33 protein-coding genes are annotated in these 25,136 nt (G+C 63.3%); 14 read left to right on the top strand and 19 right to left on the bottom strand.

What is annotated here, in order from left to right; translation table 11 throughout:
• Nucleotides 1-266: 266 nt before the first annotated feature.
• Complete coding sequence (locus tag MESOP_RS12370; protein WP_013893674.1) at nucleotides 267-503, top strand: type II toxin-antitoxin system ParD family antitoxin; 237 nt, start codon at nucleotides 267-269, stop codon at nucleotides 501-503.
• On the top strand, nucleotides 500-793 hold the full coding sequence (locus MESOP_RS12365; protein ID WP_013893673.1) for a type II toxin-antitoxin system RelE/ParE family toxin: 294 nt from the start codon (nucleotides 500-502) through the stop codon (nucleotides 791-793). Before MESOP_RS12370 ends, MESOP_RS12365 begins: the two co-directional genes overlap by 4 nt.
• Here MESOP_RS12365 and MESOP_RS12360 read toward each other — a convergent pair.
• Nucleotides 790-1,656: an SDR family oxidoreductase gene (locus MESOP_RS12360; RefSeq protein ID WP_013893672.1), complete on the bottom strand. Its 867-nt coding sequence runs from the start codon at nucleotides 1,654-1,656 to the stop codon at nucleotides 790-792. The two genes, MESOP_RS12365 and MESOP_RS12360, sit on opposite strands and share 4 nt — an antisense overlap.
• 166 nt (nucleotides 1,657-1,822) lie before the next feature.
• Between MESOP_RS12360 and MESOP_RS12355 the strand changes: the two genes are divergently transcribed.
• Both MESOP_RS12355 and MESOP_RS12350 read left to right on the top strand, forming a co-directional pair.
• The gene (locus MESOP_RS12355; protein WP_013893671.1) at nucleotides 1,823-2,089 is read left to right on the top strand and encodes a type II toxin-antitoxin system VapB family antitoxin; all 267 of its coding nucleotides are present in this window, start codon (nucleotides 1,823-1,825) and stop codon (nucleotides 2,087-2,089) included.
• Entirely contained in the window at nucleotides 2,086-2,475 is a 390-nt protein-coding gene (locus MESOP_RS12350) for a type II toxin-antitoxin system VapC family toxin (protein ID WP_013893670.1), read from the top strand. The genes MESOP_RS12355 and MESOP_RS12350 overlap by 4 nt, the downstream gene beginning before the upstream one ends.
• A gap of 6 nt (nucleotides 2,476-2,481) precedes the next feature.
• On the opposite strand, the gene MESOP_RS32960 is transcribed toward MESOP_RS12350, so the two are convergent.
• Both MESOP_RS32960 and MESOP_RS12340 read right to left on the bottom strand, forming a co-directional pair.
• Nucleotides 2,482-3,114 (bottom strand): helix-turn-helix transcriptional regulator, encoded by a 633-nt coding sequence (locus MESOP_RS32960; RefSeq protein WP_013893669.1) that lies wholly within the window; start codon nucleotides 3,112-3,114, stop codon nucleotides 2,482-2,484.
• A gap of 8 nt (nucleotides 3,115-3,122) precedes the next feature.
• Nucleotides 3,123-3,995: a S1C family serine protease gene (locus MESOP_RS12340; protein ID WP_013893668.1), complete on the bottom strand. Its 873-nt coding sequence runs from the start codon at nucleotides 3,993-3,995 to the stop codon at nucleotides 3,123-3,125.
• A 225-nt stretch (nucleotides 3,996-4,220) separates the two neighbouring features.
• Between MESOP_RS12340 and MESOP_RS12335 the strand changes: the two genes are divergently transcribed.
• Complete coding sequence (locus MESOP_RS12335; protein ID WP_013893667.1) at nucleotides 4,221-5,171, top strand: S1C family serine protease; 951 nt, start codon at nucleotides 4,221-4,223, stop codon at nucleotides 5,169-5,171.
• Nucleotides 5,172-5,176: 5 nt separating this feature from the next.
• Here the strand turns inward: MESOP_RS12335 and MESOP_RS12330 are convergent, their stop codons facing one another.
• Nucleotides 5,177-5,602, bottom strand: coding sequence for a VOC family protein (locus MESOP_RS12330; RefSeq protein ID WP_013893666.1), 426 nt, complete (start codon nucleotides 5,600-5,602; stop codon nucleotides 5,177-5,179).
• 65 nt (nucleotides 5,603-5,667) lie between these two features.
• Between MESOP_RS12330 and MESOP_RS12325 the strand changes: the two genes are divergently transcribed.
• Nucleotides 5,668-6,261 (top strand): TetR/AcrR family transcriptional regulator, encoded by a 594-nt coding sequence (locus tag MESOP_RS12325; RefSeq protein WP_013893665.1) that lies wholly within the window; start codon nucleotides 5,668-5,670, stop codon nucleotides 6,259-6,261.
• A gap of 46 nt (nucleotides 6,262-6,307) precedes the next feature.
• Here MESOP_RS12325 and MESOP_RS12320 read toward each other — a convergent pair whose 3' ends face one another.
• The 4 genes from MESOP_RS12320 to MESOP_RS12305 form a co-directional block, all read right to left on the bottom strand.
• Nucleotides 6,308-7,123, bottom strand: a complete 816-nt coding sequence (locus MESOP_RS12320) for an oxidoreductase (protein WP_013893664.1) — start codon at nucleotides 7,121-7,123, stop codon at nucleotides 6,308-6,310.
• 74 nt (nucleotides 7,124-7,197) lie between these two features.
• Nucleotides 7,198-8,502, bottom strand: a complete 1,305-nt coding sequence (gene fabF / locus MESOP_RS12315; protein WP_013893663.1) for a beta-ketoacyl-ACP synthase II — start codon at nucleotides 8,500-8,502, stop codon at nucleotides 7,198-7,200.
• Nucleotides 8,503-8,641: 139 nt separating this feature from the next.
• A complete protein-coding gene (locus MESOP_RS12310) occupies nucleotides 8,642-9,223 on the bottom strand; it encodes a TetR/AcrR family transcriptional regulator (RefSeq protein WP_013893662.1) in 582 nt (193 codons plus the stop codon).
• Between the two features lie 152 nt (nucleotides 9,224-9,375).
• Nucleotides 9,376-10,329, bottom strand: coding sequence for a LysR family transcriptional regulator (locus tag MESOP_RS12305; RefSeq protein ID WP_013893661.1), 954 nt, complete (start codon nucleotides 10,327-10,329; stop codon nucleotides 9,376-9,378).
• A gap of 108 nt (nucleotides 10,330-10,437) precedes the next feature.
• Between MESOP_RS12305 and MESOP_RS12300 the strand changes: the two genes are divergently transcribed.
• Complete coding sequence (locus tag MESOP_RS12300; RefSeq protein WP_013893660.1) at nucleotides 10,438-11,073, top strand: FMN-dependent NADH-azoreductase; 636 nt, start codon at nucleotides 10,438-10,440, stop codon at nucleotides 11,071-11,073.
• A gap of 77 nt (nucleotides 11,074-11,150) precedes the next feature.
• On the opposite strand, the gene MESOP_RS12295 is transcribed toward MESOP_RS12300, so the two are convergent.
• Both MESOP_RS12295 and MESOP_RS12290 read right to left on the bottom strand, forming a co-directional pair.
• A complete protein-coding gene (locus MESOP_RS12295) occupies nucleotides 11,151-11,450 on the bottom strand; it encodes an AzlD family protein (protein ID WP_013893659.1) in 300 nt (99 codons plus the stop codon).
• Nucleotides 11,447-12,181: an AzlC family ABC transporter permease gene (locus MESOP_RS12290; protein WP_013893658.1), complete on the bottom strand. Its 735-nt coding sequence runs from the start codon at nucleotides 12,179-12,181 to the stop codon at nucleotides 11,447-11,449. Before MESOP_RS12290 ends, MESOP_RS12295 begins: the two co-directional genes overlap by 4 nt.
• Before the next feature lie 187 nt (nucleotides 12,182-12,368).
• Here MESOP_RS12290 and MESOP_RS12285 point away from each other — a divergent pair, with 187 nt between their 5' ends.
• A complete protein-coding gene (locus MESOP_RS12285; RefSeq protein WP_013893657.1) occupies nucleotides 12,369-12,827 on the top strand; it encodes an Lrp/AsnC family transcriptional regulator in 459 nt (152 codons plus the stop codon).
• Nucleotides 12,828-12,857: 30 nt separating this feature from the next.
• Here the strand turns inward: MESOP_RS12285 and MESOP_RS12280 are convergent, their stop codons facing one another.
• Nucleotides 12,858-13,781, bottom strand: a complete 924-nt coding sequence (locus MESOP_RS12280; RefSeq protein ID WP_013893656.1) for a LysR family transcriptional regulator — start codon at nucleotides 13,779-13,781, stop codon at nucleotides 12,858-12,860.
• A gap of 127 nt (nucleotides 13,782-13,908) precedes the next feature.
• Here MESOP_RS12280 and MESOP_RS12275 point away from each other — a divergent pair, with 127 nt between their 5' ends.
• The 3 genes from MESOP_RS12275 (at nucleotide 13,909) to MESOP_RS12265 (ending at nucleotide 16,709) form a co-directional block, all read left to right on the top strand.
• Nucleotides 13,909-14,427 (top strand): cupin domain-containing protein, encoded by a 519-nt coding sequence (locus MESOP_RS12275; protein WP_013893655.1) that lies wholly within the window; start codon nucleotides 13,909-13,911, stop codon nucleotides 14,425-14,427.
• Between the two features lie 16 nt (nucleotides 14,428-14,443).
• Complete coding sequence (locus tag MESOP_RS12270; protein ID WP_013893654.1) at nucleotides 14,444-15,361, top strand: alpha/beta hydrolase; 918 nt, start codon at nucleotides 14,444-14,446, stop codon at nucleotides 15,359-15,361.
• A 145-nt stretch (nucleotides 15,362-15,506) separates the two neighbouring features.
• Entirely contained in the window at nucleotides 15,507-16,709 is a 1,203-nt protein-coding gene (locus MESOP_RS12265) for an MFS transporter (RefSeq protein WP_013893653.1), read from the top strand.
• Nucleotides 16,710-16,776: 67 nt separating this feature from the next.
• On the opposite strand, the gene MESOP_RS12260 is transcribed toward MESOP_RS12265, so the two are convergent.
• The gene (locus tag MESOP_RS12260; protein WP_013893652.1) at nucleotides 16,777-18,843 is read right to left on the bottom strand and encodes a putative bifunctional diguanylate cyclase/phosphodiesterase; all 2,067 of its coding nucleotides are present in this window, start codon (nucleotides 18,841-18,843) and stop codon (nucleotides 16,777-16,779) included.
• A gap of 228 nt (nucleotides 18,844-19,071) precedes the next feature.
• Here MESOP_RS12260 and MESOP_RS12255 point away from each other — a divergent pair, with 228 nt between their 5' ends.
• On the top strand, nucleotides 19,072-20,106 hold the full coding sequence (locus MESOP_RS12255) for a class I SAM-dependent methyltransferase (RefSeq protein WP_013893651.1): 1,035 nt from the start codon (nucleotides 19,072-19,074) through the stop codon (nucleotides 20,104-20,106).
• A gap of 153 nt (nucleotides 20,107-20,259) precedes the next feature.
• Here the strand turns inward: MESOP_RS12255 and MESOP_RS12250 are convergent, their stop codons facing one another.
• The 3 genes from MESOP_RS12250 to MESOP_RS12240 all read right to left on the bottom strand — a co-directional run bounded on the left by MESOP_RS12250 (nucleotide 20,260) and on the right by MESOP_RS12240 (nucleotide 21,612).
• Nucleotides 20,260-20,490, bottom strand: coding sequence for a hypothetical protein (locus MESOP_RS12250; protein ID WP_013893650.1), 231 nt, complete (start codon nucleotides 20,488-20,490; stop codon nucleotides 20,260-20,262).
• Between the two features lie 142 nt (nucleotides 20,491-20,632).
• Nucleotides 20,633-20,923 carry an HlyU family transcriptional regulator gene (locus MESOP_RS12245; RefSeq protein WP_013893649.1) on the bottom strand — a complete coding sequence of 97 codons (291 nt, stop codon included), beginning with the start codon at nucleotides 20,921-20,923 and terminating at the stop codon, nucleotides 20,633-20,635.
• A 47-nt stretch (nucleotides 20,924-20,970) separates the two neighbouring features.
• Nucleotides 20,971-21,612 (bottom strand): TetR/AcrR family transcriptional regulator, encoded by a 642-nt coding sequence (locus MESOP_RS12240; protein ID WP_013893648.1) that lies wholly within the window; start codon nucleotides 21,610-21,612, stop codon nucleotides 20,971-20,973.
• A gap of 177 nt (nucleotides 21,613-21,789) precedes the next feature.
• Between MESOP_RS12240 and MESOP_RS12235 the strand changes: the two genes are divergently transcribed.
• Entirely contained in the window at nucleotides 21,790-22,467 is a 678-nt protein-coding gene (locus tag MESOP_RS12235) for a PspA/IM30 family protein (protein WP_013893647.1), read from the top strand.
• 55 nt (nucleotides 22,468-22,522) lie between these two features.
• Nucleotides 22,523-22,783, top strand: a complete 261-nt coding sequence (locus MESOP_RS12230; protein WP_013893646.1) for a YiaA/YiaB family inner membrane protein — start codon at nucleotides 22,523-22,525, stop codon at nucleotides 22,781-22,783.
• Between the two features lie 269 nt (nucleotides 22,784-23,052).
• Here MESOP_RS12230 and MESOP_RS12225 read toward each other — a convergent pair whose 3' ends face one another.
• The 4 genes from MESOP_RS12225 to MESOP_RS12210 form a co-directional block, all read right to left on the bottom strand.
• Nucleotides 23,053-23,742 (bottom strand): PadR family transcriptional regulator, encoded by a 690-nt coding sequence (locus MESOP_RS12225; RefSeq protein WP_013893645.1) that lies wholly within the window; start codon nucleotides 23,740-23,742, stop codon nucleotides 23,053-23,055.
• 152 nt (nucleotides 23,743-23,894) lie between these two features.
• Complete coding sequence (locus tag MESOP_RS12220; protein ID WP_013893644.1) at nucleotides 23,895-24,263, bottom strand: thiol-disulfide oxidoreductase DCC family protein; 369 nt, start codon at nucleotides 24,261-24,263, stop codon at nucleotides 23,895-23,897.
• 19 nt (nucleotides 24,264-24,282) lie between these two features.
• Nucleotides 24,283-24,552 carry a putative hemolysin gene (locus tag MESOP_RS12215; protein ID WP_013893643.1) on the bottom strand — a complete coding sequence of 90 codons (270 nt, stop codon included), beginning with the start codon at nucleotides 24,550-24,552 and terminating at the stop codon, nucleotides 24,283-24,285.
• 107 nt (nucleotides 24,553-24,659) lie between these two features.
• Nucleotides 24,660-24,953: a GYD domain-containing protein gene (locus tag MESOP_RS12210; RefSeq protein ID WP_013893642.1), complete on the bottom strand. Its 294-nt coding sequence runs from the start codon at nucleotides 24,951-24,953 to the stop codon at nucleotides 24,660-24,662.
• Between the last annotated feature and the right edge of the window lie 183 nt (nucleotides 24,954-25,136).

Here is a 25,136-nt window from a genome sequence, read left to right as displayed (position 1 = left end):
ATTCATGACTGGGCGTTCCCTGCCCCGTCCCGACTCCAGCGGGACGCACTGAGCCCCGCCGGCCCTCTCCGGCGGGGTTTTTTGCTGCCGCGATTTGCCTCGCAGACCGCGGCGAGCTGACCGAAATACGGGTCCAGCACCGACGAGAGAACCACCGGAACCAGCCCATGAAGCGGCAAGAAGGACGTGGCGTGAAGCCTCGCTCATCCGAGTGCTTGCTGGCATTCGGGTAAGTTGATACCATCTATTGGTATTGGAGACCCGCCATGCCCAAGAACACCTCCATCACCCTAGGCGATCAGTACGACGCCTTTATCCAGCGGCAGATAGCGAATGGCCGTTTTGGGTCGGCAAGCGAAACCGTTCGAGCCGGCCTTCGTCTTTTGGAAGAGCAAGAGCTAAAGCTGGAGCAACTCCGCTTTGCCATAGATGAAGGGGATATGTCAGGCGATCCAGAGCCGTTCGACTTCGACGCTTTTCTAGAGTCGAAGAAGCGTGGATGAAGCGAACCGTCAGGTTCTCGCCGAAAGCGAAAGCAGATCTCGACCAGATTTGGGATCACTCCCTGAAAGAATGGGGAGCCGAGCGGGCGGAGGCCTATATCCGCACCATTCGCTCAATCATAAATTTGATAGACCAATTTCCGGCGATGGCAAAAAACGCGGAGAATATTCGCCCTGGTCTGTTGAAGTATGCCGTTGGCTCTCATGTACTTTTTTTGCGAATTGCCGATCGATCAATCGACGTTGTACGCATTTTGCATCAGCGAATGGACTACCCAAGGCATCTTTAGAAGGTCGTCCTGATCTTCGTATTGGAATTCGCAAACACCTCGTCCGGCACAAAAAAGTCGCCGGCCAGCGGCCCGGTCGCGCCGGGCGCGTAGACCGAAAAGTCGCTGACGCCCTCGGCGCGCAGCACCTCCTCGTCGATGTAGAAATTGCCTGACGTCTCGCGTGACGGCCGCATGAAGATGGCATGCGCGGCATCGGCTATGATGTCGGGCGAACGGCTTATTGCCGCCACCGTCGCGCCACCCAGAAGATTGCGCACCGCCGCCGTGTCGATGGTCGAGATCGGCCACAGCGAATTGACCGCGATGCCGTCTTTGGCGAACTCGGCGCTCATGCCCAGCGTGCACATCGACATGCCGAACTTGGCCATGGTGTAGGCGACGTGGCTCTTGAACCATTTGGCCTTCATGTCGAGCGGCGGCGCCAGATTCAGGATGTGAGGATTGCTGGCTAACTTCAGGTGCGGAATGCACATTTTAGACACCAGGAAGGTGCCCCGCGTGTTGATCTGATGCATCAGGTCGTAGCGCTTCATGTCGGTCTCCAGCGTGCCGGTAAGCTGGATGGCGCTGGCATTGTTGACGCAGATATCGATGCCACCGAATTTCTCCACGGTCTTTGCTACGGCCTCGGCCACCTGCGCCTCCTCGCGGATGTCGCACAGCATTGGCAGCGCCTTGCCGCCGGTCTGCTCGATCTCTTCAGCCGCGGTGTAGATCGTGCCCGGCAGCTTCGGATGCGGCTCGGCGGTCTTGGCGGCGATCGTCACATTGGCGCCGTCGCGCGCGGCGCGCAGCGCGATCGCCAGGCCGATGCCGCGCGACCCGCCGGAGATGAACAGCGTCTTTCCCTTGAGCGACATTTTTCCTCCGCCTGAACTGGTTCTTTTCACGATCCTTGCCTGTGGCGCGGCGGGATACAAGTGCTTGCCACGGAAGGCGATGGTGACGCTGCGGAGGCTAGTCGGATCATCTGTTGGATTTGGCGGAAGTCCGGTATATATTCTATACAAACAGGTAGGATATAGAATGGCGCTTTCGATCAAGAACATGGAAGTCGAGCAACTGGCGCGCGAACTCGCCCGCCGCCGTCGCGTGTCTGTGACAGAGGCTATTCGTCAGAGCCTCGAGCGTGAAGTGGCGCGCGAACGGCTGGTGCCGCGTGAAGAAACCAGCGACCTGTATCAGAGATTGCTTGCGATTTCCGAAAGCGCCGGAAAAATCCCAAAACGCGAAAATGCGATGACTGACGACGAAATCCTCGGTTACGACGAGTTTGGAATCCCGACGAAATGATCATCGACTCCTCGGTCCTGGTCGCCATTCTGCGTCTCGAGCCAGCGTATGAACGTTTCGTGCTCGCGATCACGCAGGCCAACAGACGGCTGTTGCCGGCCCCAACTTTTCTCGAAACGACCATGGTACTTGCGGGCGGCCGGCAAGATGAAATCCTGGATCGGCTCGACAGCTTCCTGCACACCGCCTCGATCGAAACAGTCCCGTTCACAGCTGACCATGCGGCTGTCGCCCGCCAGGCATTCCTCCGCTATGGCAAGGGCCGGCATCCGGCTGCGCTGAACTTCGGCGACTGCATCGCCTACGCCACAGCGCGGCTCGAAGCCATGCCGTTGCTTTTCAAGGGTGATGACTTCCGGCTGACCGACATCGAACCGGCGGTCTGAGCAATATCAAACCAGCACCAGCCCCTGCCGCATCGCAATGGCGATGGCATCAGTGCGGTTGGCCGCCCCTAGTTTGATCAGGATCGCGGCGACATGGAACTTCGCCGTGTGCACGGAAATGTTGAGCCGGCGTGCGATCACCTTGTTGGGCGCGCCTTCGGCAAGCAGCGCCAGCACTTCCGCCTCGCGGGGCGACAGCGCGGGCCGGGTGGCCTGCTCGTCCGCTTCATCCTCGAACGGCTCGCTCTCGCCGGCATGGAAATCCTCATGCCGTCCGCCCCTGCCATCGCCCGAAACGCGATAGCCGGCCGCCGCCAGCCGTGCCGCCGCGGCGATCAGCAAATCGTCCGCGTCCGTTGGCATGACGGCAAACACCTCGCCGGCAGGCCGTTCGCCGCCGGCACGTCCCGACAGCAGCACGCGCGGCATGGACGTTGGCACGGCATCTCCGCTCCTCTCGTCGACGATGGCGACATCGGCCCTGCCGCCGCCAGCCACCACCGGCAGCAGGTCATCGGAGGCGGCAAGCGAGGCGGCCAGATGCTCGGCGCGCGCGGCATCGGCAAGCGCGACCAGCACCACCAGCCGCCGCGAGGCGGCGCCGTCCGCCATGATCCGATCGCCGGCGAGCGTTTCCATCGATCCTCTCAGCTCAGCGGTTTTTCGCCGATGGTCAATGTCACATCGCGCTGTTCGCCGCCACGCACCACGCCTAGGGTTACAGAAACCCCGGCGCTGTCGGGCCCGAGCCTGCGGATCAGGTCGCGCGGGCCGTGCACGGTCTCGCCGTTCCACGCCACGATGATGTCGCCCAGGGACAGGCCGGCGGCCTTGGCGGGGCCACTGTCGTCGAGGCTCATCACCATCGCGCCCTTGGCGTCGCGGTCACGCACCGGATGCAGGCCGGCGCCGAGATAGCCGCGCGCGACATGCCCCTTTTCGCGCAAGGTGGCAACGGCTCGCTCGATCGTCTCGTAAGGCATGACCAGCGCGCGGCCGCGCGGCCCGAACAACAGCATGCCGATCAGCGCGCCCTTGGCGTCCAGCACCGGGCCGCCCTCGAAACGGCCGCCGGCGCCGATAGCCAGATTGATGCGCCGGTCGATGGTGCCGCCGCGCATAGAGCGCCAGGCCGGACCGACTTCGCCGACCGAGCCCGATACGGCGAGCGCCGAGCCCTGGCTGCTGCCGATGGCTATGGCGATGTTCCCAGGCCGAACGGCATCGGCCCTGGCAAGTACAGGCGTCGTGGCGGTATCTGCGGGCTTCAGCAACGCAACGCCCGTCGAAGGATCGCGGCCGACCAGCTCGGCCTTCACCGTCCCGCCTGAGGCCAGCGTCAGTTCGATCTCCTCGCCCGCCTCGACGGCCTCCTCGGCGGTGACGAAATAGCCGTCGCCCCAATGGAACGCGCTTGCCGTGCGGTGATGGTGCGTGGCGAAGCTCGCCATTGCCGGCGCCGCCTTGGCGGCGAGATCGGCAATGGCTTGGGAAAACGCACTCAGATTGAAATCGCTCATAATGGCCTCCTGGGTTCTTGCATGTCCCAGATATCGCGCGGCAGCACGCTGGAAGGTACTCGCCTGACGGCTAGTTGCCGGTTTGACTGGCCATCTGGTCAGGTCGCGGCGCTTCCGGCCGCTCCGCACATATAGTGCGTGTCGCCCAAAAGTGCTCAGCGGTTTCGGGAGAACGGCACCTAAAGGAAAAAGGCATCGCCACGCCTGAAAACACGGAGCCCTTCCATGGCCCTCGCCGCCGCCAAATTCGAACCCGACGATACATTGCTCGACGCCTATTCGATGACCGTCGCGGACGCGGTCGACCGCATCGGTCCGGCCGTCTGCCGCATCGAGCGGCTCGGCGGCCAAGGCGGCCACGGCTCCGGCTTCGTCATTGCGCCGGACGGGCTGGTCGCCACCAACTTCCACGTCGTCGGCGACGCCAGAACGGTGCGCGTCTCGATGCCCGACGGCGCCTCCAGCGAAGGCCACGTGCTTGGCCGCGACCCCGACACCGACATCGCGCTGGTGCGCGCCGACGGCAGCTTCGTCGATGTCGCGCCGCTTGGCGATTCCAAGCGGCTGCGGCGCGGCCAGATCGCCATTGCCATCGGCAACCCGCTCGGCTTCGAATGGACCGTCACCTCGGGCGTCGTCTCCGCGCTCGGCCGCTCGATGAGGGCCTCGACCGGCCGGCTGATCGACGATGTCATCCAGACCGACGCGGCACTCAATCCGGGCAATTCCGGCGGGCCGCTGGTGTCGTCGGCCGGTGAGGTCATCGGCGTCAACACCGCCATGATCCACGGTGCGCAAGGCATCGCCTTCGCGGTCGCCTCCAACACCGCCAGGTTCGTCATTTCGGAAATCATCCGCTTCGGCCGCGTGCGCCGCGCCTTCATCGGCATCTCGGCCGACACCGTCAACCTGCCGCGCCGCGCGGCGCTGCTGTCGCAAGTGTCGAGCAAGACGGCGGTGCGCCTGCGCAGCATCGAGAAGGACGGCCCGGCGGCCAGGGCAGGCCTCAAGGAGGGCGACATCATCGCCGCCATCGATGGGCGTCCGGTCACTGGTGTCGATGACCTCGTGCGCATGCTCGACGCCGAACGCATCGGCCGCGAGACGCTATGCACCGTGGTGCGTCGCACCGGCATCAGCCAGGTGACGGTGACGCCGGTGGCGCGGGCTGGCTAGCGGCCTCACCTCCCCGCCGCGCCCTGCGCGTACTTTGCCAGGAATTCGTCGCTGGGCGGGATCGGCTTGATCACGTCGATCAGCACACCATTGGGGTCTTTGGTGATGAAATGGCGCTGGCCGAAAGGTTCGTCGCGGAGCGTTCGCAGGATCGGCAGCCCGGCGGCAAGAATCCGCTCGTAGACCGCATCGGGATCGCGCACCTCGAAATTGATCAGCAGGCCTGATATGCGCCCCCGCCCCTCCTGCGGGATCGTCTCGTGGTCGCCCTGGACAATGCCGAGATTGACCCTGCTGCTCTCCACCGATTGGAGGTGCACGTACCAGTCGCTTTCAAACAGCGGCTTGAAGCTGAAATGCTCGACATAGAAGCCCGCCGTGCCGGCGACGTCGCCGGTCATCAGCACCGGATAATAGCTCGTGGTCTTCATCTTTCCTTCTCCCGTCAACTAACATACAGTCTGCATGTAAATTGAATTACATACAGGCTGTATGTATGCAACAAGAATCCGCGCGTCGCTCCAACCGCGACCGCACCGAGGCGACGCGCGCCTACCTGATCGCGGCGTCGCGAAAACTGTTCACGGAAAAATCCTATGCCGAGACGGGCACGCCGGAGATCGCCGCCGCCGCCGGCGTGACGCGTGGCGCGCTTTACCACCACTTTGCCGACAAGCAGGCGCTGTTTGCCGCCGTGGTCGAGCAGGAGGCGCAGGCAGTGGCCGACGAGATCGATCGCGCCTCCCCTTCCTCGCTGGAAGCCCGCGATGCATTGATCGCCGGCTCGGACGCCTATCTCGCCGCCATGCGCGTGCCCGGCCGCACGCGGTTGTTGCTGCTTGATGGCCCTGCCGTGCTCGGCCGCGCCGCCATGGACGCGATCGACAACCGCCACGGCAACCGCGCGCTGCGCGAGGGCCTGGTCACGGCCATGCGCGCCAACACGATGACACGACTGCCGGCGGAAGCACTGACCGCGCTGCTTGCTGCTGCGTTCGACCGCGCGGCACTTGCCATCGAGGCCGGCGCCTCGACCGAGGACTATCGCGCCGTTCTCATGGCGCTGATCGACGGACTGTCCCGCGCCTGACGCGATTCATCGTTTCCTTCGAAACAGCGGTAAACCAACGCCCGTCTCAGACCGGCAGCCCGAGTTGCCTTCTCAGGCTTTTGTCGAATGCGGATGCGGGGACGAAGCGGCGCAGCAAACTGACCTGGCGCGCCATCTTTCCCGCCGCATAGCGCTTTTTCGGAGCGGGATCGACCGCAGCGGCCAAGATCGTCGCCGCTACCACTTCGGGCGCATCGCCTTTTTCCATCGATTTCCGCACGGCCATGGTCATGCCGGAGCGCGCGGAGTCATAGATATCGAGCAACTGATCGGGGGCGGCGAGATTGTCCTCGAATGAAGTACGGGTGTAGGCCGGCTCCACCAGCGAAACGCGAATGCCGAACGGGCGCAATTCGTGATCGAGCGATTCGGAATAGCCCTCGATGGCATGTTTGGTCGACGCGTAGAGCGCGAAATAGGGGGCTGGGATGAACCCCTGTACCGAACTCAGATTGACGATTCTGCCCTTCCCTTGGCGCCGCATTGCCGGCAACACCGCGTTGGTCACGCGGAAGACGCCGAAGACGTTCACGTCGAACAGCGCCTGGGCCTGGGCGGTCGAGGACTCCTCCGCACCGCCAAACAGACCCATGCCGGCATTGTTGACGAGCAGGTCGATGCGTCCGGCCTTGGCCAGGACGTCATCGACGAGTTTCGCGACAGACGCATCATCGGTCACGTCGCAGGTCAGCATGGTAACGCCGTCGGATTGCTTGGAGGCCGTGCGACGGCTGGTTCCGAATACGCGATAGCCCGCGCTTAGCAAGGCATCAGCCGTAGCGCGGCCGATGCCGGAAGATGCCCCTGTCACCAAGGCGACGCCGGGATTGATCTTGTTCATGGAATTCGCTTCTTTCTTTGAGCTGGATTTGTGTTCTTGAAATGCGGCATGCGCGGGCGCGGTCAGGGGCAATCTCAGCCGGAGGATCCTTCGGCGCTCGCGCTGGATGACTTGTCCGTCCAGCGCCGGAACAACGCACTGGCATTGACCCCTCCAAAGCCGAAGCCATTGCAGATCGCGTAGTCCATCTCCGTTGGCCGGGCTTGGTTTGCGACGAAATCGATCCCGTCGCCGGTCGGATCGGGGGCAGTCAGGTTGAGCGTCGGCGGCGCGACCTGATCCCTGAGCGCAAGGATCGTGAAGATGGCGCCAAGCCCGCCGGCCGCTCCCAGCAGATGTCCGGTCGCCGCCTTTGTCCCGCTGACAGCTATGCTGAAATCCGCGCCAAAGACCCTTTTGATCGCCTCGATCTCCCCGGCATCGCCGACCGGCGTGGAGGTCGCGTGCGCATTGAGATGGCGGACGTCCCGTGCCGAAATGCCCGCTTGGCTGATCGCGATCTCCATGGCTCGGCGCGCACCGTCGCCATCCTCGGGACCCGATGTGATGTGATAAGCGTCCGCCGTCGTGCCGTAGCCGACGAGCTCGGCGAGCGGCTTGGCGCCACGCGCGAGCGCGTGGCTCAATGCCTCGACGACCAGGACACCGGCCCCCTCACCCATGACGAAGCCGTCACGCAACATGTCGAACGGACGGGAGGCCTGATCGGGACGGTGATTGAAGGATGTCGAGAGGGAGCGTGCCGCCGCGAAACCGCCGAGACTGACCGCGTTCATGCAGGCTTCGGTTCCGCCGCACACCGCGATGTCGGCTTCATTGGCGCGGATAAGACGCGCCGCGTCGCCGATCGCCTGAATGCCGGCCGCGCACGCCGTCACCGGAGCGCCAAGCGGTCCCTTGAAGCCGTATCGGATGGAAATCTGTCCCGCGGCCATGTTCACCAGGAACGATGGCACGGTGAATGGCGACAGACGCCGAACACCGCGCTGATCGACGGTTCTCACAGCTTCGGTTATCGCCGGAAATCCTCCGACACCCGAAGCGATGATCGTCGCGGTACGGGCCTTGTCATCGTTCGAGACTGGTTTCCACTTCGCCTGGGACAGCGCCTCTTCCGCCGCCGCCAGTGCGAAGAGGATGAAGCGGTCTGCCCTGCGCTGTTCCTTCGGGGCCAGGACGGTGTCTGGGTCGAAGCCGGCTTCGGGGTCTTCCTGCAGGGAGGGAACCGTTGCGCCGATCTTTGCCGGCAGGTCTCCCACGACATCGTCCGCAAGCCTCCGGATGCCCGAGCGACCAGCCAAGAGGCGGGACCAGGAAGTCGCCACGTTGGCTCCGAGCGGGCTAACTGCTCCCATGCCTGTAATAACGATACGACGCATGTTTACTCCGGTTGTCATTCTGTTGGATCCCCTTCGCGCGACAGCGTCGTGGCGACCACATCGCGATCACCGCTTGTTCATTTCGGCGAATGGCGCGCCGCGAGGTCGTCAAACGTGCGCAGTGCGTACCGGAGCGGAGCTATTCCCGCGAAGCCGCAATTTGCCTGACCTCGCCAGCGGCAGCGCTGAGAAAACGCCGCGACATCTCCTCATCTTTCAGTATGCGGGAGATCGTTACAGCACCCACCATGAGCGACAGCACCGCCATGGCTTTGCGATGGTCTCCCGGTCCCTCGGCCCCAGGTATCAATTGGTCGAGAATCTCGAGGTGAGCCGCGATGCCATCCTGGAATGGCTCTCTCACCTCCTCGCTTTGACGCGCCGCGTCCGAGCCAAGCGCCACCAATGGACAACCCTCGCCCTTCGTTTCGCGATGTCCGGGTGAAAGGTAGAAACCGATCACGGCCTCGAGCGGGTCAGGGCTTGCGGCGGCAGCGGCCGACCATCTCCGGGTCGCGTGCTCCATCGCCCGCCTCGATGCTTGTGCGGCCAGATCGTCCTTGGATTCGAACTGCTTGTAGAACCCACCCTGAGTGAGGCCGGCGCCCTTCATCAGGTCCTTCAGCCCGATGCCATCGAAGCCATGCTCTCGAAAAAGCCGGCTCGCGGCGTCGATCACCGCTTCGCGATTTGCTTCCGCCTGCGCACGGCTCACTCTCATGTCGACCTCTAATTTAGATTTCGTTCGACATTTATATCAGAGATAGAGTTCGATCGCAATCTATTTGAGGCGCCGGGTGCCAAGCCGGCTGCCAACAAGGGAACGGCAATGCCTTGTTGCGGCCTGACGTCCTCGTTCGGCCATCGCCGAGCTCACCCTTGCGCGTTGGACGTTTCCGGCTCTTCCGCGGGCACCTCACCCGGCTCGAACTCGTTGAAGCAGCCAAGCCCGCGCTTGAACCGCTCGATCAGCCAGGCGGCCGCCGGCTTCGGGCTGGTGTCGTTGCGATGCATGGCAAACAGCGGCGAGCGCACCTCGCTGAAGGGTTCAAGGTCGATTTCCACCAGCCGGCCGCTTGCCAGATCGTCTGATATCAGCCAGCGCGGCAGGCCGCCCCAGCCGAGGCCCTCGCGCATCAGCATGTGTTTGGTGCGCATATCCGTGAGACGCCAGGTCCGGTAGGCGAAGACCCCGAAATCGCGTCCCTTGGTGCGTTCGGACTGATCGGTCACGACAAGCTGGGTGTGTTCACGCACATCCTCGAGCGCCAGCGGTTTCGGCAGCAGCGCCAGCGGGTGGCTGGGGGCTGCGGCCAGCACGATCGACATGAAGCCGATACGCACCAGATGCACGTCGACATCGCCCAGCAAGCCGCCAATGCCGAGATCGGCCTGTCCGCTGACCACATGATCGGGGATCAGGCCGAGCGTGCCGATATGCAGGCGCAGCATCACGGTCGGAAACTGCATCTCGAACGCCTTCAGCACCCGCACCAGTACCGATGAGGGCAACGACGCATCGACCGAGAGCGCCACCTCGGCTTCCAGCCCGTGATGATGGCCGTCGGCGCGCGAACGCATACGCTGCAGCACGCCAATCATGCGCCTTGCATCCTCCAGCATCGCCCGGCCGATCTCGGTCAGTTGCGGCTCGCGCGTGCCCTCGCGCTCGAACAGCTTGAGCCCAAGCTGCGCCTCGAGATTGGCGATGCCATAGCTGATGACGGATTGAGCCCGGTTGAGCTTGCGGCCGGCGGCCGAGAAACTCCCGGTGTCGGCTACGGCGACAAGGATCTGCAGCTGGTCGAGTGTCGGATTGGGTTGCATGACGATATCTATTTTATTGATGGATCGTATAGAAAATATACCAGTTTATCCGATGGATCGATAGCCCCATATGTGGCGGGACAATTCATTCCACTGGAGAGACCCGCTATGTCCATTCTTCTCGTCACTTCGAGCCCGCGCGGCGCTGCCTCGCACTCGACCCGCATCGCCACCGAATTCGCTGAGAAGCTCGTCGCCGCCGATCCCTCGAACACGCTTGTCGTGCGCGACCTCGTCGCCAACCCGCTGCCGCATATCGATGCGGACTATGCAACCGGCATCTACACGCCCGTTGAAGCCCGCACCCAGCGCCAGGCCGAGGTCGTCGGCGTCTCCGACGTCGTGCTCGACGAATTGTTCGCCGCCGACACGGTCATCCTGGCCACCGGCTTCATCAACTTCAACATCTCCTCTACGCTGAAGTCCTGGGTCGACCATATTTCCCGCTCCGGCAGGAGCTTCGCCTATGGTGAAAACGGGCCCAAGGGCCTCGTCACCGGCAAGAAGGTCTATGTCGTATTGGCTTCGGGCGGCGTCTATTCCGAAGGTGCGGCCGTGCAGTTCGATCACGCGATTCCCTATCTGCGCGGCGTGCTCGGCTTCCTCGGCATGACCGATGTCGATGTCATCCGCATCGAAGGCGTCAGCATGGGCCCCGACGCGGTCGCGGCCGCTTTGGCCAAGGCGACCGCCAAGGTAGATGCCGTGGTGGCGGCAAGCCGGGATGTCGCGACAGCCGCCTAGAGGACGGATCTGCATCGTATCAAAGGCAGGCGCCCGCGCCTGCCTTTTTCGTTTCTAACCGCCTGCCTTTTTCGTTTCTAGCCAATGAAATGCCTGAGCAGACCCGCCGCGGTGACCCCGATCAGCACGGTCGGCAGCATGGACAGGCGCGTCGCGGCGACAAAGGTGATGGCCAGCGCCAGGAGATCAGCCGGATTTCGGGACACGAAGGCCGGCGCGATGACCGAGATCAGCACGCAACCGGGTGCCGCCTCCATCACCGTCGTGGCACGGGCACTGAGCACGCGGTTGCGCAGCACGACATAGCCGCCGATCCGCGTCAGATAGGTGACGCTGGCCATCAGCACGATGGTGAAAACGGTCGCCCCATCGATCATGCGTCACCTGCCATCAGCCAGGCCGCGACCAGCCCCGACACCGCACCCGCCGCGACGTACCAGGCGCCGGGAACGAAGAGATAGATGAGTGCGGCGACAACCAGGCTGACCAGCCAGGGCCGTGCCGCCGCCACTCCCTTCCACATGCCGCGCATCAGCACCAGGAAGACCGCCGGAAACGCCATATCGAAACCGTAGGTCTCGACATGGCCAAGCATCGGGCCAAGCAAGGCGCCCAGCGTGGTGAAGGCCACCCAGGTCAGATACATCGCCAGTGCGGCACCCATGTAGTAGCGCGGGCTGAAGGCCGGCGTGATGCCGGCAGCAGTGCGCTGTCTGGCATCGGTCAAGCCCAGCGCCCAGCTTTCGTCACACATGAAGAACAGTGCCGGAAACACCTTGCGCCGCGGCAGGTCGCGCAGGAACGGCGCCAGCGCCGCTCCCATCAGCAGATGACGGCTGTTGACCAGGAAGGTGATGGCGACGATGAGCAGGATATGCGGCGGCGACGTCCACAACTGAATCGCCGCGAATTCCGAGCCGCCGGCGAAGTTCAGCCCCGTCATCATGGACAACTCGACCGTGCTCAGCCCTTTCTGCGTGGCCTGCGCGCCGAGCACCAGCGCATAGGGAATGGTACCGAGCAGCACCGGCGCGCAGGATGTCACGCCCCGGCGGAACTCCGATCCCGAACCGTCGCCCGCCGCTTCGACTGTCTGTGAAATGCTCATGTCCCGGAAATGCTCATGCCTTGCCGTCGGCCGGCCTCGCGGCCGCCGCTTCCCTGCCTTTGAACTCTCGTGATGCCAAGGGCAAAGATACCCACATCCCTCCGCAATTTGGTTGCGAACATCGTCGCATTCCATCTATTTTTGGCACTGAATGTCACGGATGCCAAAAAAGATGGAATTCGACACCATGAAGTTTGACGAGATCGATAAGCGCATCCTGCGCGCACTGCAGCGCGACGGCCGCATGGCCAACAACGATCTGGCCAATGAAGTCGGCCTGTCGCCCTCGCCTTGCCTGCGCCGCGTGAAGCTCCTGGAGGAGGCCGGCGTCATCGACCGCTATGTCGCCGTGCTCAATCCGGCCAGCATCGGCAAGGGCCTCACCTTCTTCACCCGCATCTGGCTGAAGGCGCAGGACGAGGACACGATCGAGCATTTCGCCACCCAAGTGGCCAAGCTGCCCCAGGTCATGGAATGCTACCTGATGCTCGGCGACTGCGACGCCATGGTGCGCATCGTGGCGGACAGCATCGACGACTATCGCCGCTTCCAGTCGGAGCATCTGAGCCGCATCAAGGGCGTCCAGAACGTCAAGACCGACGTTCCCAGCCAGACCATCAAATACACGCTGGAACTGCCGATCTGAGGTGCCCCGCAAGGCGGGAGAATACCGGCATCAGCCCGTCGCGACGATGCCGCCTTGCCAGTGCTCGTTGGGGACTGAAACCTTGCGCATGAAATCCACGAAGCTGCGCACGGTTTGCGACAACTCGCGCTTGCTCGGGAAGAGGAGATTGACCTCGACCGGTGCGATGTCCCAATCGGCGAGCAGCGGGACGAGACGGCCTTCGGCGAAATCGTCGACGCAGAGATAGGTGGAAAGCACGCCCAGACCCGCGCCGTTGCGGACGAGCTGATGAATGGTCAACGCATCGTTGACGCTGACCCGGTTGTGGACATCGACCGCGGCCATCTCGCCGCCCCGGTAAAAATGCCAGGTCCGCATCCGGCCATCGCCGCGGGGCATCTCGATGCATTCATGCTTTGACAAATCGGCCGGCGTCAGCGGTTTGCCGTGCCGGCTGAGATAGTCCGGCGCAGCGGCGAGGCAGCGGCGCACGCTGCCAAGGCGTGTCGCCACCAGTGCGGAATCCGGCAGCGGCCCCATCCGGATCGCCACGTCGACCCGCTCGGCGACAAGATCGAGGTCGCGGCTTGTCAGGTCGAGCGACACGTCGACATGGGGAAAGCGGGCAAGGAATTCGGGCAGGTGCCGCGACAGGACGTTAATGCCGAAGCCGATCCCGGCGCTGACCCGCAGCAGGCCGCGCGGCTCGCCGCTCAGGCCCTCGACATAGGCAACCGTCTCGTCAATCCGCGCCATCAGGTCGGCGCAACGTGCCTGCAACGCCTCCCCGGCGGAGGTCAGGATCACCGCGCGGGTGGTACGCTGGAACAGCCGCGCACCCAGTTGCTGCTCGAGCCTTGCGATGTTGCGGCTGACCGTCGACTTCGGCAGGCCGAGCGCGCGGCCGGCCGCCGAGAAACTGCTGGTCGCCGCCACTCTTTCGAAGACGCGCAAATCGTTGAGATCGATCATGCCGGCGACTGTTCCATCCGTGGGACAGTGAGTCCAGCCGGTCGAACGAGCTTTTTGGTGCTTTGGCACCAGCCAGCAGCTACCACTGACAGAAGGCTGGGAGCCTCGCCGACCCTGGAGATCAGACATGCCTGAATTTACAATCCCTGCCGACGATCCCAACCGCCAGTTGTCGATTGTCGATCCCGACGATCCGTCGCTCCAGCATCTGGCGGTGGTGGGCGACACCTACACCATCCTGCTTTCCGGCGCGCAGACGGCTGGGCGCTTCTGCCTCATCGACATGAAGGTTCCCGACGGCGGCGGTCCCGGTCCCCACCGGCACGATTTCGAGGAGACGTTTCACCTGTTGGAAGGCGAGATCGAATTCACCTTCCGTGGCCAAAAATGCGTGGCCAAGGCAGGCATGACGGTGAACATCCCTGCCAACGCGCCGCATTCCTTCCGCAATGTCTCGGGCACGGACGTGCGCATGCTGTGTCTGTGCGCGCCGGCGGGACAGGAGAAGTTTTTCGCCCAAGTCGGCACACCGGTGGAGAGTCGCACTGCCGCCGCCCCGGAACTCAGCCCGGCGGAATTCGGCGCCTTCCTCGCCAAAGCCGCGGCGCTCGCGCCGCAATTCCGCACCGAACTTCTCAAGCCGTAATCCGGGCAGGCCCGTTATGAGCGTTGAAATCCACCCCGAGGACGAGCGCGACCGCGCGGTCATGCAGGCGATGCGCACGATGCTGTCCACGCTGCCCGCGCTTGAGTTTTCGCCGGTGTCGCGCCCGGCTTTCGAAGACCTGATGCAACACACGCCTGCCGCCGACGGCGTCAGCTTCGAGAGGGCGACGGTCGGAGTGGTATCGGGCTGGTGGTGCCGGCCAGAGACCGAGGCAACCCGCGCCGCGATCCTTTACCTGCACGGCGGCGCCTATGTTCTGGGCTCCGCCATCGGTCATCGCAACTTCGTCAGCCAGATCGTGCAACGCGCCGGCGCGCCGGCCTTCATTCCCGACTACCGGCTGGCGCCGGAGCATGCTTTCCCTGCCGCCATCGAGGATGCCCAAGCCGCGTTCACCGGCCTTTGCGACATGGACTACGAGGCGATCGCGATGGCCGGCGATTCGGCCGGCGGTGGCCTTGCCCTGTCTTTGCTGGCGCTGGCGGCCGCCAAAGCCAGGCAAGGCACCGGCGTCATGCCCCGTTGCGCAGCGCTGATGTCGCCATGGACCGACCTTGCGCTGGCCGGCGGCTCGATGCTGACGAGAGCAGAATCCGATCCGCTGGTGAGACGCGACGAGCTGAAAAAGGCGGCCGACCTTTGTCTCAAGGGCGCCGACCCTACCGATCCGCGCGCCTCGCCGCTCTATCAGCCTCTGGGCGGCCTGCCGCCGCTGCTGGTCCATGTCGGCTATGACGAGATCCTGCTCGACGATTCACGCCGCGTTGTCGAGGCAGCGTCGAACGCGGGTGGCGAGGCGGCGCTGCATATCTGGGAAGGCATGACGCATGTCTTTCCCTCCAACCTTGCCCAGTTGCAGGCAGCGCGCGAAGCCGTCGACATGGTGGGAGCCTTCATCCGCCAGCATCTCTAGGCGCCCCAGCCTGCCCATCACCTGATCCCAGAAAAAATTCCATTTGGAATGTCGATTTGATCGCGGCTCGGACGTCCTTCGGACGCAACCGGAATTGCCGGGCGGCATCGAAAGATCGATCCTGCTCCCGGCTGGGAGAAGAAACATGAGCCTTTCCTATCGTTGGGTCATCGTCGCGGCTGGCGCGCTGATGTCCTGTGTCGCCATCGGCACGATGTTTTCGCTGGCGATCTTCCTCGAGCCGATGGCGATCGACACCGGTTGGTCGCGCGCCGGCATTTCGAGCGCCATGACGCTCAACTTCCTGGTCATGGGCCTTGGTGGCTTCGCCTGGGGCGCCATGTCGGACCGCTTCGGCGCCCGTCTCGTGGTGGCGATCGGTGCGGTGCTGCTCGGACTGGCGCTGGTGCTGGCCAGCCGCGCCGGCTCCCTGCTGGCCTTTCAGATCACCTATGGCGTGCTCGTCGGTCTCGCGGCGAGCGCCTTCTTCGCGCCGATGATCGCGCTGACCACAGGCTGGTTCGAGACCAATCGCGGCCTTGCGGTTTCGCTGGTCTCGGCCGGCATGGGTGTCGCACCGATGACGATCTCGCCCTTCGCCCGCTGGCTCATCTCGGCCTATGAATGGCGCACCGCCATGTTCGACATCGGCATCATGGCCTGGGTGCTGCTGTTGCCGGCGGTGCTTTTGGTGCGCCAGCCGCCAAAACCCGCCCCGGCCGCCGCCGGCCCCACGCCGGTTGCCGAAGGCGCCGGCCTGACGGTCGGCCAGGCGCTGCGCTCACCGCAATTCATCGTGCTGGGGCTGACCTTCTTCGCTTGCTGTGCCGCGCACTCCGGCCCGATCTTCCACATGGTGAGCTATGCCATGCTGTGCGGCGTCGCTCCGATGGCGGCGGTCTCGATCTACAGCGTCGAGGGCCTCGCGGGGCTTGGCGGCCGGCTTCTCTACGGCGTGCTGGCCGACAGGCTCGGCGTCAAGCCGGTGTTGATCGCGGGCCTCGTGATCCAGGCGATCGTCATTGCCGCCTATCTCTCGATCAGCCAGCTCGACCAGTTCTATATGCTGGCGGTCATCTTCGGCGCCACTTATGGCGGGGTCATGCCGCTCTACGCCGTGCTGGCGCGCGAATATTTCGGCCAGCGCATCCTCGGCACCGTGTTCGGCGCCGCTACCATGCTGTCCAGCCTCGGCATGGCGCTGGGACCGCTCGCCGGCGGCATGGTGTTCGACGCCTATGCCAACTACCACTGGCTGTTCATCGGCTCGGCCCTTATCGGCCTCGGTGCCGCGGGCATAGCGATCGCCTTCCCGCCGCTGCCGCAAAGACAGCTCCGGACAGCATAGAAGGGCGGACAGGAACCGTTGCGGGGCGCTTGGCGAAGCCAGTCTTCGCCAAGGGTCTATGGCATTGTTATGCCGACTTGAGGACCGTGAATGGCCGTCTTTGGACGGCCCGGTTTGCCTGGACGTTTGCGGCGGGGACGGGGCGGCCGACATGGAAGCCCTGGACCTTGTCGATGCCGAACTCACGCATGAGGGCCATCTGCTCTTCGGTTTCCACGCCCTCGACCAGGATCTTGTGGCCGCGATTTCGCACCAGGGCAATAATGTCCTGCAGCATCGCCTTGCCGTTCGGCGTGGCGCAGTCGTGAAGGAACGAGCGGTCGATCTTCACAGTGTCGAAATCGATCAGGCGAAGCCACGAAAGGCCAGCGAAGCCGGTACCGAAGTCATCGAGCCAGATCTTGATCCCCAGCAGCTTCAGGTCGCTGATGCAGCGGAGGATATCCGAGTGCATCTCCATCTCCAGCCCTTCGGTGATTTCGAAGGCCAGCCTGTTGCCGGTCACGCCGGTCTCGCCCAGAATGGTCGCGACGGACGCGGCGAAGCCAGGTGTCTTGAGCTGGATCGGAGAGACGTTGACACTGACGAGACGGACGTGATCGTCCGCCAGGAGTTCGGCGCATACCGTCCTTATGGCCCAGCGTCCGAGTTCCAGGATCGACCCGGTCCGTTCCGCGACGGGAATGAACAGGCTCGGCGGAACCAATGTGCCGTCGAGCATCTTGAGGCGCATCAGCGCCTCCACGGCTTCAACCCGGCCTGAGGCGACGTCCTTGATCGGTTGATAGACGAGTGAAACGAGATCCTGCCCGATCGCGATCTTCAGCAAGGCCGCAAGGTTCTCGCTCTCGTCGCTGCTCTGGGGGTCCGTTGGATCGAACAGCCGGGCACAATTTCGACCGCCGGCCTTTGCCAGATAGAGCGCGCGATCGGCCTCGTGGATGATCTTCTCCAGCTTGGCGCCAGTCTGCTTCCTGGTGAAGGCGGCGCCAACGCTCGCCGTCACGATCGAGATGCCGTCTCGCCGCAGCTCGTGGGCAATCGCCAGGTTCTCCACCGTGCGGCAGATGGCTTCCGCAAGATCCGCGACCTGGTCTTTCTTCTCCATGCGGGCAAGCACGATGAATTCTTCGCCGCCATAGCGGCCGATCGAACCATTATAGTGCTTGATCATGTCGCTGAGGGCGTTGGCGACTTGGATCAGGCAGCGGTCCCCCTCCTGATGGCCATAGCAGTCATTGAATTTCTTGAAGAAGTCCACATCGATCAGGATCGCCACAAAACCGGTGCCAAGCTTTTGCCAGTCGTTCCAGTAGTCGCGCAGCTTCTCGTCGATCGCCCGCCGGTTCTCCAGACCTGTAAGCGGATCGGTCCGCGACAGTCTCAGCAGGGCCTTGCCGCGTTCGGTGGCTTCCTTGTGCTGAATTCTGGCTTCCAACGCGTTCAGGAAGACGTTGTAGCGCTCCTCATTCAGTTTCCAGTTCACATATGACGTGAATGCGAAACACGATATGTAGAAAGTCGCAAATACCATTTTGTACACAGGTGTAGAGGGCATGTAATAATTTACGACGTACAATATACACAAAATTATAGTGGAGGTTATGATGGAGATCTTGAACCTGAATGTAAAAAATAGATTGGCGCTCATCATGAATATGGTGCCGAAGACCATATAGTAAGAGACGCTCTCCTTGTCTGCGCTCATGACTGCCGGGCATAACCAGCCAACATAACCAAAGATGATGGCCGCGGCGCAAGTCACGTCAAGCCATCCCGTCGCGGCTCGCCGGCGAAGCTGTCCTTCCAGGATCAGAAGCGCGGTCAAGCCAACCGCGAAGCGCGCCGCGATCGTACGGGCAGCCACATCCGGGATCAGCAGCAGATCCGTTAGGGAGAACAGGACGTAGATGGCAACAGCGATCCAAAGCCCTGGTCTGGCTTCCTTTCTTCGCTTCGCCTGGGCTTCGGTGCGGTAGAGGGTTCGGAGTTCGTAGGGGCCCAGTTCGTAGCGCGGTTCGAACGGCTCCGCATGCGCTATGTCGGCCAGTCCAGGCGACACGCGTTCGCTCGCGATCCCCCCCAGGGAAGGGGGGTCAAGCGTTCCGGCCTCTCTTCTCGTTTCTGCCCCCACGCGGGCCGGCTCCTTAGGACGCGACAGCGATTGCGATGCACAAAATCATGCAATCGTGCAGCACAAGTTTCGGTTAACTCAAACCCGGAATTCGACTTGGACGGCACCCAACGACCCAAGATGGTTAGCGGGAAATTAATCATAACCATAAAATGCCCGCGAGCCGACATTGGCAAACCAAGCATTCTACGTAATAAGTTAACTGACTGTTAACTATGGAGTCTTGGTGTGCAAACTGTGTTTGACGGCAAAAGCCTGATTACTGCCGAAATGATCGCCGGGAGCCTGCGCCGCGGAAGGCCCGAGCAGCATGGCGAAGCGTCCGAAACCGCTCGCGTCGAGCTGGCGCTCGTTCTCCACACGGCGCATCAGCAGATCGAACAGGGAAAAAATCCTGCCGAGATCATTCGCCGTCTGATGTCGCTTCTCGAAGCGATGCGTTCCAGGCTCCATCCCGACGTCTGGCAAGCCTTGATACCGGTGGCGCAGAACCATCCGATCCTGGAATATTTTCTCGAGGACCCGCTGACGCGGTGGTCCTTCAACAAGCCCAGGGGCTATGCCGGCGACGCGCAGTTGCTCGACTACATCTATTGTGATCCGCACGTGGCCGAGAGCGTGGCCAACGCCTCGGAGATCGGCAAGGCGCTATACACCCATACCCAGGACGTGCCGTCATGCGTCGCGGCACGGGAACGGCGCGATCTCTTGACCCGCTATGTCGACGAGATTGCAGCCAAGAGCGGACCGCAGACCGAGGTCCTGGCAATCGCGGCCGGTCATTTGCGTGAAGCCAATCGCTCCGTCGCCCTGGCCGAGGGCCGCCTCAAGCGCTGGGTTGCGCTCGATCAGGATCCTCAGAGCGTCGGGTTGATCGCGCGCGACTTCCAGGGCACCGCGATCGAAGCCGTCGACGGCTCGGTGCGGACCGTGCTCACCAGGGGCCACAAGATGGGCAAGTTCGACTTCATCTACGCCTCCGGCCTTTACGACTACCTCCAGCACAACGTCGCCGTGAAACTCACCAAGACCTGCCTTCAGATGTTGAAGCCGAACGGAACGTTCCTGTTCGCCAACTACGCGGAAGGCAACCCCGATGCCGGGTACCGGGAAATGTTCATGGACTGGGTGCTGCTGCTGCGCTCCGAGGTCGACATGTGGAACGTCGTCAACGCGAGCGTCGATCGCAACACGGTCGAGGCGCGGGTCTTCTTCGGCGAGAACCGCAACGTGCTCTACGCGGTCATCGAAAAGCGCGGATAGCAACCGTCTGGATTGCGCACCGGCCGGGATGAGACCTCGGCCGGTGTGTGTTTTGGCTGGGCGTGATGATGTTCGACGCTCACGCGAACGCGAACTGCCACTGGCCGTTCATCGGCCTCATCGTCCGTGGCGATCGCCCCGCCCGCGGTTCGGCTACTCCGAAAACCTCACGCTCACGCCGCGCTGCCTGAAATAAGCTTGCATCAGCTTGCGGCCCGATCGGTTGCTTTGCGCCAACTTGGTCGGATCGAACACCGCCTCTTTTATCCCCTCTCGTGTCAGCGCTGCCTTGAGCGTCGCGATATGCGCGTCGATTTCGGCATTGTCCGCCCGCAGCGAGGCATAGATATTTTCGGTCGCCTCGGCCACGGTCAGTTCGCTCACGGGTGTCGTCCTCTGGTTTGTTTGGCGGCGGCTTAGCACAGATTCGCGGCTCCGCCGACCCCGATGGAACCATCAGTGCACAGCGCCTAGATTTTGGTAGGTCCGTCCTGATTGGCCCGACGGCAACGCCGCGGTCTGCACCCTATCCGAAAATCCGCTCGCCCTGTTCATCGACCAGTTGGATGCCCTTCTTGATCGAGATGTCGACGGCGTCGTCGAGCCCGGCAAAGCGGTCGGCGCGGATGAACTTGTGTTCTTTGACCACGCCGTCAACCTCCTTGGAGACGACGCCGCAGGTCTGGTACTGGCCATCGGCCTTGTAGGGCGTGGCGCTGATCAGGAAACCCTTGTGCTCGACCTGCTTGGCCGGTGCCGCACTCGTGGGCTCGGTCGCCTCGCCCCCGCCGCCGAAAAGACGTTTCAGAAAAGACATCGATCAAATCTCCTTGTTCGTCCTGCAAACCGCGGCTTGTTCGCGATTCACGACGCTGTTGTCCCAGCATGCGCGAATGTGCCGCCGCGTTCCAGCCCCCTGATGAAGACGGAGACCAGAAGCTCGATCTGCCTGTCGATCTCGTCGGCCTGCCCGCGCACGGATCTCGCCGCATAGCCGCTGGTGACGATGCCATGCACGCTTGACCATAGTGTGCGCGCGGCAATGCGGCGCGTATCGTCGTCGAGGTCGAAGTCGCCGCCGGCGAGCACGCCGGCGATGATCTCGAACAGCTGGTCGAGCCGCGCTTCATAGGCATCCGGCTCGGTCATCGTCGGGCGACGCCTATTGAAGGCGAGCAGTGCCGGCCAACTGCCAGGATGCGCCTCGACAAAGCGCACATAGGCGCCGGCCAGCGCCAGCAGGCGTTGCCGCACATCGGTGATGCCTCGCTTGCCGAGATCGGCCATCGCCGCCGACCCCGCGGCGCCCAGTCGGTCGAGCAGCCGCATGTTGACGGCACGGTGCACCCCCTCGAGATCGGAAAACAGATTGTAGACCGAGCCGACCGAGATGCCCGCCTGCTCGGCCACGGTCCTCGCCTTCAGATTGTCCATGCCGCCTTCGTTGAGCAGCGCCTCGGCAATGGCCAGCACCCGCTCGCCCGTCTCTTCCTTGTCCAGTGCCATTTCAGTCCTTGTGAGTGTCCTGCGGAAGCAGCATGTTGTTTCGAACCAGACCTTCCCTCCGTTTACCATATTCGGGATTTTGTGAACAGCGTTCAAAAGCATCTTGAACAATGTTCATTTGCTGTTATGTTGGTTTCGTGAACGATGTTCACGCAACGCTTCGAAGGGAGAAGAACCATGCTTAGCCTGATCAGGACATTGCTCGACGGCGCCAGCGCACGGGCGGAGGACGGCCTCAAGGATCGCTTCGCCATCGACCTTCTGGCGCAGCGCATCCGCGACGCCGAGGCGGGACTTGCCGCCGCCAAGCAGACACTGGCCACGCTGATCGTGCGCCAGCGTGCCGAACAGGCCAGTCTCGGCCAGCTCGACCGCCGCCACGCCGATCTCGAAACACGCACGATCAGCGCGCTCGCCGCCGGCAACAACGGGCTGGCCGAAAGCGGTGCCGCGGCCGTCGCCGAGCTGGAGAATGAACGCGATGTCCGCCGCGCCACCGTGCAGAGCCTTGGCGAAAAGACGTTGCGGATGCGCGTTTCGGTGGAGCGGGCGCATCGCCGCATCATCGACCTCAACCAGGGCATGATCTCGGCCCGGGCCATCGATGCCGAGCGCAAGGCGCAGTCGCGCCTCGTCAGGTCGATCGGTCAGTCGGCGAGCCTCAACGACGCCGAGGAGCTTCTGGCCCGCATCAAGGCCGGCAGCCATCCGTTCGAGGAGGCCGGCATCCTCGACGAGATCGACGGCGAGCTGCGTCACGAAGCGATCCGCGACCGCCTTGCCGATGCCGGCCACGGCCCGGCGGTGAAGGTGCGCGCCAAGGACGTGCTCGAGCGCCTGAAGACCATCAACTGAAAAACAGCCTTCCAGACCTTGTTCCATCGACGTCACCAACCAATGGAGAACACCAATGAACGCCAATCAGACCTACATCATGTTCAACACCGCTTCGGTCGGTGCCGCCTATTTCATGCTCGGCCTGTCGCTCTGGCTGGCGCCGGTCGACCTGGCGACCAAGGGCTACTGGGCCATGGGCATCCTGCTGCTCACCGGCAGCCTGGTGAACCTGGTCAAGTACCGCACCGACGAACGCCTGTCGGCCGAGATGACCGCCAAGATCGAGAAGGCGCGCAACGAAAAGCTGATCAGCGAATATGTCAGCAAGGAATGATGCCGGCACATCTGACGAAAGAAGCCCGGTCACCCGGGCTTTTTTGAGACTTTGCAGAACTTGGTTTCCTCGCCCCCAGGTAATGGGGGAGAGATGGCCGCGAAGCGGTCGGAGAGGGGGCTGCGGCGTGGGCGAGTTTCCTCAGAATTCATTTGAGGTCGAGCCACTCCCCCTCTCCGTCTCGGCTTCGCCGAGTCACCTCTCCCCCGCTTTGCGGGGGCGAGGAACCCAATCCTCGCCCAGTCGGCGCCCGATGCCGCCCGATTACGTCACTTGTGCGACAGCGCCTCCAGCGCTTCCGCGGCGGCTTCGAGAATGGCGATCGCCTCAGCCTGCTTTTCAGCCGGGGCATCGACGATGTCGCCGAGCGCCGCCCGCAGCCGGTGGCGGATGGCGCGGAATTCGTCACGCGTTTCCGAGCGCTCACCACGCCCGCCGCGGCCACCGCGCCGATCCTCGCCATCGTCGTTCCAGCCGAACCAGTCGCGCGCCTTGGCCATCTTGCGGCCGAAGCGCTCGAGATGGTCGAGCACGCCGTCGATCATCTCGCGGTTGTCGGCAAGATGCGCCTGCCCGGCCTCGGTGATGGAAAACACCTTCTTGTTGCCTTCGCTCGACGAGACGGCATAGCCGGCCTCTTCCAGGAAGGTCAGGGTCGGATAGACCACGCCCGGGCTCGGGCTGTAGATGCCGCTGGTGCGCTCTTCCAGCGCCTTGATGATGTCGTAGCCGTGGCGCGGCGCCTCGGCCAGCAGCGACAGTGTGATCAGCTTGAGGTCGCCGTCGGCCAGCATGCGCCCGGCGCGGAACATGTCGCCCGGGCCACCGCGCCCACCACCGCGACCGCCATGGCCGAACGGGCCAAAGCCGCCGCCCCCTCTGCCACCAAATTTGCCGGCCATGTGCATGAACATGCGTTCGCCGAAATGACCGCGCCCGAAATGATTGTCTTTGTGCATTGATTGCTCCTTGAGTTCTATCTTACGATATATCTCAATTAGGCTCGCGCCCTTGCGGAGTCAAGATATATCTTACGATGTATCTAAATGCGCCGCCAGCCCAATCTCTTCGGGTCAGGGCTGCGGCGTTCCGGGCGGCGACGGGAAATCCGCTACCAGCGGCCGTTACGCCGGTTCCAGGCATAGAGCAGGTCGGCGAAGCGATCGTAGGCAAACCGCGTCAGCGGCAAGGTCAACCGGTTGCCGAATAGGCCCGCCAGCCAGCCCTCGCCCGGCGTCACCTGCCACACGGCAATCGCCACATCGGCGCCGACCAGCAAGCGGCCATCCGCGTCGGTGGCGTGCAGCCGGCGGCGGATGTCCTCCAGCGAGGCCCCAAATCCGGTGAGCGCCGCCGGTTCCAGGTTGATGTCGCGAAATTCGATCCGGCCGGCCTTGACCGCTTCGATCAGCCGGCGCTTCTGCCTGACGATGCCCGCATCGCAGACCGGGCAGCGCGTGTTGTACCAGACGGTCAGCAAGGGTGTGGTTCTATCATGGTCATTTGCCGCGCATGGCCGCCTTCGGCCCGACGCATTTGTCGTCGCGAAACAGCGCCCACTCCTCGCACAGGCGCCCGTTGGGCAAGCGGCAGAATCCATATTCGTTGCCGGCCTTGTCCTTCCTGATTGTCAGGCGCCCGCCAACCTCCCCGCAATGGACGGATGCTGGATTGGCCATGCCGACCGGTTTTTGCGCGGCGGCGCTGGCATGGATCGGCATCAAGGACAACGCGGCAAGGCCGATGGCCAACATCGAAGAATTGCTCATCGCGATCTCCCTCGCCGCATTCTATCACGGCGAGGCGTCCCGTCCTGCGGCAAAGCGCCGTCAAGCCGGCACCCGGTTGTCGACTTCCGGAAACCCTGCCGGTCGCTTCATCCAAGCGAAGTGATGATCTCGCGATAAGCGAATTCAGGGAAGGCCTTCAGCGTTCGCGTCCGGATGTTGCCGCTCGCCGCCAACATCAGCGCGAAACGCGCCAGCACCGCATCGTCGGGCGCTTCGACCACCGCCACCATGTCGTATTCGCCCATGGTCAGGTAGAACGATTTGAACGATCCGCCCATCTCGCCAAGCTGCTTCCTGGCCGCGTCGAGCCGCTTGGGCGAGTCGCGAACGTTTTTCGCGCCCTGCTCGGTCCAGGTCATCAGCATGATGTAGGTCGTCATGGCACACCTCCCTCCGGGGCCACGGAGCACGGCGGCTTCGCCGGGGCGGGCATCCGGGTTGTCGCCCAGAAAATGCATCCGACGCGAAATTATCCTCCCGCAACGAACGTCCCGCAAGCACCTATTCTTGCCATCATTTGCAGGCTTGAGGCGACAGTCGGCGGCGACCACGGAAAGCCGGTT

Origin of the sequence: Mesorhizobium opportunistum WSM2075, assembly GCF_000176035.2 — a bacterium.
Classification (GTDB): Bacteria; Pseudomonadota; Alphaproteobacteria; order Rhizobiales; family Rhizobiaceae; genus Mesorhizobium; species Mesorhizobium opportunistum.
This window is presented reverse-complemented; position numbering and strand designations above follow the sequence as displayed.

Coding starts and splice junctions, on each gene's coding strand:
- MESOP_RS12370 (WP_013893674.1), top strand. CDS start 267: ATGCCCAAGAACACCTCCATCACCCTAGGCGATCAGTACGACGCCTTT.
- MESOP_RS12320 (WP_013893664.1), bottom strand. CDS start 7,123: ATGAACAAGATCAATCCCGGCGTCGCCTTGGTGACAGGGGCATCTTCC.
- MESOP_RS12230 (WP_013893646.1), top strand. CDS start 22,523: ATGAACGCCAATCAGACCTACATCATGTTCAACACCGCTTCGGTCGGT.
- MESOP_RS12285 (WP_013893657.1), top strand. CDS start 12,369: ATGAAGTTTGACGAGATCGATAAGCGCATCCTGCGCGCACTGCAGCGC.
- MESOP_RS12355 (WP_013893671.1), top strand. CDS start 1,823: ATGGCGCTTTCGATCAAGAACATGGAAGTCGAGCAACTGGCGCGCGAA.
- MESOP_RS12335 (WP_013893667.1), top strand. CDS start 4,221: ATGGCCCTCGCCGCCGCCAAATTCGAACCCGACGATACATTGCTCGAC.
- MESOP_RS12300 (WP_013893660.1), top strand. CDS start 10,438: ATGTCCATTCTTCTCGTCACTTCGAGCCCGCGCGGCGCTGCCTCGCAC.
- MESOP_RS12295 (WP_013893659.1), bottom strand. CDS start 11,450: ATGATCGATGGGGCGACCGTTTTCACCATCGTGCTGATGGCCAGCGTC.
- MESOP_RS12210 (WP_013893642.1), bottom strand. CDS start 24,953: ATGACGACCTACATCATGCTGATGACCTGGACCGAGCAGGGCGCGAAA.
- MESOP_RS12270 (WP_013893654.1), top strand. CDS start 14,444: ATGAGCGTTGAAATCCACCCCGAGGACGAGCGCGACCGCGCGGTCATG.
- MESOP_RS12265 (WP_013893653.1), top strand. CDS start 15,507: ATGAGCCTTTCCTATCGTTGGGTCATCGTCGCGGCTGGCGCGCTGATG.
- fabF (WP_013893663.1), bottom strand. CDS start 8,502: ATGCGTCGTATCGTTATTACAGGCATGGGAGCAGTTAGCCCGCTCGGA.
- MESOP_RS12330 (WP_013893666.1), bottom strand. CDS start 5,602: ATGAAGACCACGAGCTATTATCCGGTGCTGATGACCGGCGACGTCGCC.
- MESOP_RS12280 (WP_013893656.1), bottom strand. CDS start 13,781: ATGATCGATCTCAACGATTTGCGCGTCTTCGAAAGAGTGGCGGCGACC.
- MESOP_RS12245 (WP_013893649.1), bottom strand. CDS start 20,923: ATGTCTTTTCTGAAACGTCTTTTCGGCGGCGGGGGCGAGGCGACCGAG.
- MESOP_RS12340 (WP_013893668.1), bottom strand. CDS start 3,995: ATGAGCGATTTCAATCTGAGTGCGTTTTCCCAAGCCATTGCCGATCTC.
- MESOP_RS12215 (WP_013893643.1), bottom strand. CDS start 24,552: ATGAGCAATTCTTCGATGTTGGCCATCGGCCTTGCCGCGTTGTCCTTG.
- MESOP_RS12275 (WP_013893655.1), top strand. CDS start 13,909: ATGCCTGAATTTACAATCCCTGCCGACGATCCCAACCGCCAGTTGTCG.
- MESOP_RS12310 (WP_013893662.1), bottom strand. CDS start 9,223: ATGAGAGTGAGCCGTGCGCAGGCGGAAGCAAATCGCGAAGCGGTGATC.
- MESOP_RS12360 (WP_013893672.1), bottom strand. CDS start 1,656: ATGTCGCTCAAGGGAAAGACGCTGTTCATCTCCGGCGGGTCGCGCGGC.
- MESOP_RS12225 (WP_013893645.1), bottom strand. CDS start 23,742: ATGCACAAAGACAATCATTTCGGGCGCGGTCATTTCGGCGAACGCATG.
- MESOP_RS12235 (WP_013893647.1), top strand. CDS start 21,790: ATGCTTAGCCTGATCAGGACATTGCTCGACGGCGCCAGCGCACGGGCG.
- MESOP_RS12365 (WP_013893673.1), top strand. CDS start 500: ATGAAGCGAACCGTCAGGTTCTCGCCGAAAGCGAAAGCAGATCTCGAC.
- MESOP_RS12305 (WP_013893661.1), bottom strand. CDS start 10,329: ATGCAACCCAATCCGACACTCGACCAGCTGCAGATCCTTGTCGCCGTA.
- MESOP_RS12290 (WP_013893658.1), bottom strand. CDS start 12,181: ATGAGCATTTCACAGACAGTCGAAGCGGCGGGCGACGGTTCGGGATCG.
- MESOP_RS12350 (WP_013893670.1), top strand. CDS start 2,086: ATGATCATCGACTCCTCGGTCCTGGTCGCCATTCTGCGTCTCGAGCCA.
- MESOP_RS12325 (WP_013893665.1), top strand. CDS start 5,668: ATGCAACAAGAATCCGCGCGTCGCTCCAACCGCGACCGCACCGAGGCG.
- MESOP_RS32960 (WP_013893669.1), bottom strand. CDS start 3,114: ATGGAAACGCTCGCCGGCGATCGGATCATGGCGGACGGCGCCGCCTCG.
- MESOP_RS12240 (WP_013893648.1), bottom strand. CDS start 21,612: ATGGCACTGGACAAGGAAGAGACGGGCGAGCGGGTGCTGGCCATTGCC.